The organism is Streptomyces sp. NH27, assembly GCF_056859195.1.
Genome location: NZ_JACEGK010000430.1, coordinates 1 through 6,924 on the forward strand (window position 1 = coordinate 1; position 6,924 = coordinate 6,924).

A 6,924-nucleotide genomic window follows, 5' to 3' on the forward strand; every position below is an offset into this window, starting at 1 on the left:
GCCGGGGTCACACCCCGGACGAGACTTCCGCCTTGTCGTCGTCCGACTGCCCAGAGTCTTCCCCGAGACGGCGGTTGCGTACCACCGACGACCAGTAGGACGCCGCGATCAGGACAACGCCGACCAGGCCGGTGATGATCTCGCTGACGTCGTACTTGATCGTTACCAGCAGGATGACCGCCAGCGCGCCGATCGCGTAGTGCGCGCCGTGCTCCAGGTACACGTAGTCGTCCAGGGTGCCCTTGCGGACCAGGAAGACGGTGAGCGACCGGATGTACATCGCGCCGATGCCCAGACCCAGCGCGATCTCGAAGATGTCGTTGCTGATCGCGAAGGCGCCGATGACGCCGTCGAAGGAGAACGACGCGTCGATCACTTCCAGGTACAGGAACATGAAGAACGCGGCCTTGCCGGCGAGGCCGACGGTCCGGGCCACGTTGGCGCCGCTGGTGGCCGCGGGGACCTTGGCGCCCAGCGCGGGCTCCTCGACGGTCTTCGGGCCCTCGCCGTCCTCGTCCTCGTCTCCGTCCTCGTCATCCTCCAGCCGCTCCTCGAAGAAGCCGGAGATGCCGCCGATCACCAGGTAGGTGATCAGACCGGCGATGCCCGCCAGCAGCACCGTCTCGGCCTTGTCGACCGTGCCGTGACCGCCGTGCAGCGGCACCGAGTCCGCGACCGTGGTGCCGGCGATGACCAGGACGATCATGGCCACCGCCACCGACAGCATGTCCAGCTTGCCGAGCTTGGCCAGCGGCTTCTCCAGCCAGGACAGCCAGTTGATGTCGCGCTCCTCGAAGATGAAGTCGAGGAAGATCATCAGCAGGAACATGCCGCCGAAGGCGGCGATCGCCGGGTGCGCGTTGGAGACGAGGGTCTCGTAGCGGTCGTGGTCGTCGATCGCGATCCGGACCGCTTCCCACGGGCTGAGCTTCGCGGTGACGGCCACGATGATGATCGGGAAGACCAACCGCATACCGAAGACCGCGATCAGCACACCGATGGTCAGGAAGATCTTCTGCCAGAACGGGTTCAGCTTGCGGACGATGCCCGCGTTGATGACCGCGTTGTCGAACGAGAGAGAGATCTCGAGGATGGACAGGATCGCCACGATCGCGAGCCCTTTGCCCCCCCAGAGGATGCCGGCCAGGGCCAGGCCGGCGGCAGTGATGCCGAACGACCAGCCGAAAGTTCTGAGGAGCACGTACTTCCACCCAATCCCTTGCGATCCCTTGAGCCAAGGGTCTCCCGCGCGACGCGCGGCTTTACGAAACGTTGACCCCGAAGTCTAGGGCGATACCGCGCAGTCCGGACGCGTACCCCTGGCCGACCGCACGGAACTTCCACTCGCCGCCATAGCGGTACAGCTCGCCGAAGATCATCGCGGTCTCCGTCGAGGCGTCCTCGGTGAGGTCGTAACGGGCCAGCTCGACGCCGTCGGATTGGTTGAGCACGCGGATATAGGCGTCGCTGACCTGGCCGAAGGTCTGCACGCGGGCATCGGCGTCGTAGATCGAGACGGGGAAGACGACCTTCTCGACGTTGGCCGGCACCTTCGTCAGGTCGACCAGGATCGTCTCGTCGTCACCACCGCTGCCGCCGGTCAGGTCGTCGCCGGTGTGCTCGACGGAGCCCTCCGGGCTCTTCAGGTTGTTGTAGAAGACGAAGTACTCGTCCCCCAGCACCCGGCCGCCGGAGCACAGCAGCGCGCTGGCGTCCAGGTCGAATTCGGCACCGGTGGTCGAACGGGCCCTCCAGCCGAGGCCGATCTGCACCTGGGTGAGATTCGGCGCGGCCTTGGACAGGGAGACGTTGCCCCCCTTGGCGAGCGTGACACCCATCGTGGTCCTTTCCCCCTCAAACGTGGTGGTGGGCAGCGTGGTGGCGCTCAGACGTTGACGCCGAAGTCCTGCGCGATGCCGCGCAGGCCCGAGGCGTAACCCTGGCCGATGGCGCGGAACTTCCACTCCGCGCCGTGCCGGTAGAGCTCGCCGAAGACCATCGCGGTCTCGGTGGAGGCGTCCTCGGTCAGGTCGTAGCGGGCCAGCTCGGCGCCGTCCGCCGCGTTGAGCACGCGGATGTAGGCGTTGCGCACCTGGCCGAAGCTCTGCTGGCGCGGCTCGGCGTCGTAGATGGACACCGGGAAGACGATCTTCGCCACGTCGGTCGGCACGGTGGCCAGGCTGACGTTGATCACCTCGTCGTCGCCCTCGCCCTCACCGGTGAGGTTGTCGCCGGTGTGCTCGACCGAGCCGTCCGGGCTCTTGAGGTTGTTGAAGAAGACGAAGTGCTGGTCGGAAAGGACCTTGCCCTGCTCGTCGGTGAGCAGCGCGCTCGCGTCGAGGTCGAAGTCGCTGCCGGTGGTGATGCGGGCGTCCCAGCCCAGACCGACGACGACCGCCGTGAGGTTCGGCGCCTCCTTGGTCAGCGAGACGTTGCCACCCTTGCTGAGGCTGACTCCCACGAGTCCTCCTGTCGGTTTCCCCGCCCGTCGGTGCGGTATGGGTCGTTGTGTTCTGGCCTTGCTGGATCAACGTCCAGAGCTTAGTGACCCGTTCCCGATTGGCTACAGCGCGGACAACGCTTTTGCATACTGGTGAAGATCACGCGCGTCCGGCAGGCCGTTCAGCACGGTCCACCGCACCAGGCCCTGCCGGTCGATCACGAAAGTGCCGCGCAGCGCGCAGCCCTTCTCCTCGGCGAAGACGCCATAGGCGCGGGAAGCCGTTCCGTGCGGCCAGAAGTCGCTCAGCAGCGGGAAGTCCAGCCGCTCGGCATCGGCGAAGGCCCGCAGCGCGTGCATGGAGTCGCAGGACACCGCGAGCACCTGGGTGTGCTCGTTCTGGAACGAGGCCAATTCATTCTGGATTGCCCGAAGTTCGCCCGAGCACACACTGGTGAACGCGAACGGGAAGAAGATCAGCAGCACGTTCTTACGGCCCCGGAACTCCTCCAGGGCGACGGTACGGCCGTGCTGATCCTTCAGCCGGAGATCGGGTGCGGGTCCGCCCGCGTCGATCGGCATGTGCGTCTCCCTGCGCTGGACCGCTCAGCCGTCACGGTTGCGCACCGGACCCGACCACCGGCCGGTGGCCTGCTGAGCGTGTGGTTCCCCGCGCCCCTTGTGGTGGCCGCGCGCCGCGGAAGAGGTGCGCCGGCCAGGGGCGCGGGGAACTGTGCGACCGGCCATGACGGCGTGGCAGCCGGGAACGGACCGCGGGGCCACCACGGCGCGGTCCCGTGCCGCCTACCGCTTGCCGGCCTTGGCTGCCTTCGGGGTCACCAGACGGCTGCCGGTCCAATCCTTCGCCGCGTTCACACTGCTGGTCTGAGCCAGGCCGGCAGTCTGCGCCGCTTCACCGATCTCACTCGGCTCCACATGGCCGTCACGCCCGGTCTTCGGGGTCATGAGCCAGATCGGGGCGCCGGGGTCGACCGTCGACGTGGCGTCGACAAGTGCGTCGGTGAGGTCGCCGTCGTCCTCGCGGAACCACAGCAGGACGGCGTCGGGCACGTCGTCGTACTCCTCGTCGGCGAGCTCCTCACCCGTGAGCTCTTCGATCCCCTCACGGAGCTCCTGGTCGCAATCCTCGTCGTACCCGAGCTCCTGGACCACCTGTCCGGGCTCGAAACCAAGCCGGCTCGCCGGGTTGGTCCGCTCCTCCGCGTGGTCCGCGGTCGCGCTCACGCTTTGCCTCCTGTCATGGGCACAGATTTCGTGCGGGTCTTCATGGTCTGTATGTGCCCGCGACGGTGCGAGCTTATTGGCGGTAGTCCACACGGGCTGGGCGGATCGCGCAAGTACCCGCCGTACGAGACCGCCGAAACTGTGACGATTCGACCGTCTTCATGGCAAGTTCCCCGCTTCGCCGCCGCCACGCGCACTCTCCCATGGTGACGCAGATCACGAGTATCTGCCGGGGTTGCCCGTTTTGCAGAGTGTTGGCACCGCGAGTCGGTCGTACGTCCGACTGGGCGTAGAGTTCGGATTTGGCCGCCCACCTGGAGTTACCGACCGGTAGAGATGACGTATCGAACGGCTGCGGTACACGATGGACGCGGTGCGCGCCGCCGTCGGCGGCCACTCCATCACATCCAGAAACATCCCGTAGCAGTCCTAGTGAGCGAAGGAACAGCGTGGCTTCCGGATCAGATCGCAACCCGATCATCATTGGCGGCCTTCCCAGCCAGGTCCCGGATTTCGATCCCGAGGAGACGGCGGAATGGCTCGACTCGCTCGACGCGGCCATCGACGAGCGGGGCCGGGAACGCGCCCGCTACCTGATGCTCCGCCTCATCGAGCGGGCCCGCGAGAAGCGCGTCGCGGTCCCCGAGATGCGCAGCAGCGACTACGTCAACACCATCGCCACCAAGGACGAGCCGTTCTTCCCCGGCAACGAGGAGATCGAGCGCAAGATCCTCAACGCCACCCGGTGGAACGCCGCGGTGATGGTCTCGCGCGCCCAGCGCCCCGGCATCGGGGTCGGCGGCCACATCGCGACCTTCGCCTCCTCGGCGTCGCTGTACGACGTGGGCTTCAACCACTTCTTCCGCGGCAAGGACGACGGCCTCGGCGGTGACCAGGTCTTCTTCCAGGGCCACGCCTCACCGGGCATCTACGCCCGCGCCTTCCTGCTCGACCGGCTCACCGAGGCGCAGCTCGACGCGTTCCGGCAGGAGAAGTCGAAGGCGCCGAACGGCCTGTCCAGCTACCCGCACCCGCGGCTGATGCCGGACTTCTGGGAGTTCCCGACCGTGTCCATGGGCCTGGGCCCACTGAGCGCGATCTACCAGGCCCGGATGAACCGCTACATGGAGGCGCGCGGCATCGCCGACACCTCCAAGTCGCACGTGTGGGCGTTCCTCGGCGACGGCGAGATGGACGAGCCCGAGTCGCTGGGCCAGCTGTCCATCGCCGCCCGCGAGGGCCTGGACAACCTGACCTTCGTGGTCAACTGCAACCTCCAGCGGCTCGACGGCCCGGTGCGCGGCAACGGCAAGATCATCCAGGAGCTGGAGTCGCAGTTCCGCGGCGCCGGCTGGAACGTCATCAAGCTGGTCTGGGACCGTTCCTGGGACCCGCTGCTGGCCCAGGACCGCGACGGCCTGCTGGTCAACAAGATGAACACCACCCCGGACGGCCAGTTCCAGACGTACGCCACCGAGACCGGCGCGTACATCCGCGAGCACTTCTTCGGCGATGACCAGCGGCTGCGCAAGATGGTCGAAGACCTCACCGACGAGCAGATCCTGCACCTCGGGCGCGGCGGGCACGACCACCGCAAGGTCTTCGCCGCCTACACCGCGGCGCTGGCGCACAAGGGCCAGCCGACCGTGATCCTCGCCCAGACCATCAAGGGCTGGACGCTGGGCCCGAACTTCGAGGGCCGCAACGCGACCCACCAGATGAAGAAGCTCACCGTCGACGACCTCAAGCGGTTCCGGGACCGGCTGCACCTGCCGATCACCGACCAGCGGCTCGACGAGGGCTACCCGCCGTACTACCACCCGGGCCGGGACTCCGAGGAGATCCAGTACATGCACGACCACCGCAAGGCGTGCGGTGGCTACGTGCCGACCCGGATCGTCCGCGCCAAGCCGCTGCCGCTGCCCGACGACAAGGCGTACGCGGCCGCGAAGAAGGGCTCCGGCCAGCAGTCGATCGCCACCACCATGGCGTTCGTCCGCATCCTGAAGGACCTGATGCGGGACAAGGAGATCGGCAGGCGCTTCGTGCTGATCGCCCCGGACGAGTACCGCACCTTCGGCATGGACGCGTTCTTCCCGAGCGCGAAGATCTACAACCCGCTCGGCCAGCAGTACGAGTCGGTCGACCGCGAACTGCTGCTCGCCTACAAGGAGTCGCCGACCGGCCAGATGCTGCACGACGGCATCTCCGAGGCCGGCTGCACCGCCTCGCTGATCGCGGCGGGCTCGGCGTACGCCACCCACGGCGAGCCGCTGATCCCGGTCTACGTCTTCTACTCGATGTTCGGTTTCCAGCGCACCGGCGACCAGTTCTGGCAGATGGCCGACCAGCTCGCCCGCGGCTTCGTGCTCGGCGCGACGGCCGGCCGGACCACCCTCACGGGTGAAGGTCTCCAGCACGCCGACGGTCACTCCCAGCTGCTGGCCTCCACCAACCCGGCCTGTGTCGCCTACGACCCCGCGTACGGCTTCGAGATCGCGCACATCGTCAAGGACGGCCTGCGCCGGATGTACGGCGAGACCGCGGACGGCAAGCCCGGCGAGGACGTCTTCTACTACCTCACGGTCTACAACGAGCCGATCCAGCACCCGGCCGAGCCCGCCGACGTGGACGTCGAGGGCATCCTCAAGGGCGTGCACCGGTTCCAGCCGGGCAGCGCGGGCGAGATCCCGGCGCAGATCCTCGCGTCCGGCGTCGCGGTGCCCTGGGCGGTCGAGGCGCAGCGCATCCTCGCCGACGAGTGGAACGTCCGCGCCGACGTATGGTCGGCCACCTCCTGGAACGAGCTGCGCCGCGAGGCCGTGACCGTCGAGGAGCACAACCTGCTGCACCCCGAGGAGGAGCAGCGGGTGCCGTGGGTGACCCGCAAGCTGTCCGGTGCGCAGGGCCCGTTCGTGGCCGTGTCGGACTGGATGCGCTCGGTGCCGGACCAGATCGCCCGCTGGGTGCCCGGCCGGTACACCTCGCTGGGCGCGGACGGTTTCGGCTTCGCCGACACGCGCGGGGCGGCCCGCCGTTTCTTCCACATCGACGCGCAGTCCATCGTGCTGGCGGTGCTCACGGAGCTGGCCGCCGACGGGAAGATCGACCGCTCGGCGCTCAAGCAGGCCGTGGACCGCTACCAGCTGCTGGACGCCTCCGCGGCGCACCCGGGCGCGGCCGGCGGCGACGCGTAGCGCTCTGCTGCGCTGCGCTCGGCGATGACCGAGCCCCGTGGG

At 67.9% G+C, this 6,924-nt stretch carries 6 protein-coding genes; 1 reads left to right on the top strand and 5 read right to left on the bottom strand.

Annotated elements, in window-relative coordinates:
• Window positions 1–7: 7 nt before the first annotated feature.
• The 5 genes from AC13HU_RS28190 to AC13HU_RS28210 form a co-directional block, all read right to left on the bottom strand.
• Complete coding sequence (locus AC13HU_RS28190) at window positions 8–1,201, bottom strand: DUF475 domain-containing protein (RefSeq protein ID WP_483044778.1); 1,194 nt, start codon at window positions 1,199–1,201, stop codon at window positions 8–10.
• A gap of 61 nt (window positions 1,202–1,262) precedes the next feature.
• Window positions 1,263–1,838: a TerD family protein gene (locus AC13HU_RS28195; protein WP_483044779.1), complete on the bottom strand. Its 576-nt coding sequence runs from the start codon at window positions 1,836–1,838 to the stop codon at window positions 1,263–1,265.
• A 47-nt stretch (window positions 1,839–1,885) separates the two neighbouring features.
• Window positions 1,886–2,461, bottom strand: a complete 576-nt coding sequence (locus tag AC13HU_RS28200; protein WP_483044780.1) for a TerD family protein — start codon at window positions 2,459–2,461, stop codon at window positions 1,886–1,888.
• 102 nt (window positions 2,462–2,563) lie between these two features.
• Window positions 2,564–3,022, bottom strand: coding sequence for a peroxiredoxin (locus AC13HU_RS28205; RefSeq protein ID WP_483044781.1), 459 nt, complete (start codon window positions 3,020–3,022; stop codon window positions 2,564–2,566).
• A gap of 222 nt (window positions 3,023–3,244) precedes the next feature.
• The gene (locus AC13HU_RS28210) at window positions 3,245–3,685 is read right to left on the bottom strand and encodes a DUF3052 domain-containing protein (protein ID WP_328913362.1); all 441 of its coding nucleotides are present in this window, start codon (window positions 3,683–3,685) and stop codon (window positions 3,245–3,247) included.
• Between the two features lie 449 nt (window positions 3,686–4,134).
• On the opposite strand from AC13HU_RS28210, the gene aceE reads away from it, so the two are divergent.
• Window positions 4,135–6,882 (top strand): pyruvate dehydrogenase (acetyl-transferring), homodimeric type, encoded by a 2,748-nt coding sequence (aceE, locus tag AC13HU_RS28215; protein ID WP_483044782.1) that lies wholly within the window; start codon window positions 4,135–4,137, stop codon window positions 6,880–6,882.
• Window positions 6,883–6,924: the final 42 nt, after the last annotated feature.

What these genes read in the sequence shown, in the direction of transcription:
- AC13HU_RS28205 (WP_483044781.1), bottom strand. Translation starts at nt 3,022, where the DNA reads ATGCCGATCGACGCGGGCGGACCCGCACCCGATCTCCGGCTGAAGGAT.
- AC13HU_RS28195 (WP_483044779.1), bottom strand. Translation starts at nt 1,838, where the DNA reads ATGGGTGTCACGCTCGCCAAGGGGGGCAACGTCTCCCTGTCCAAGGCC.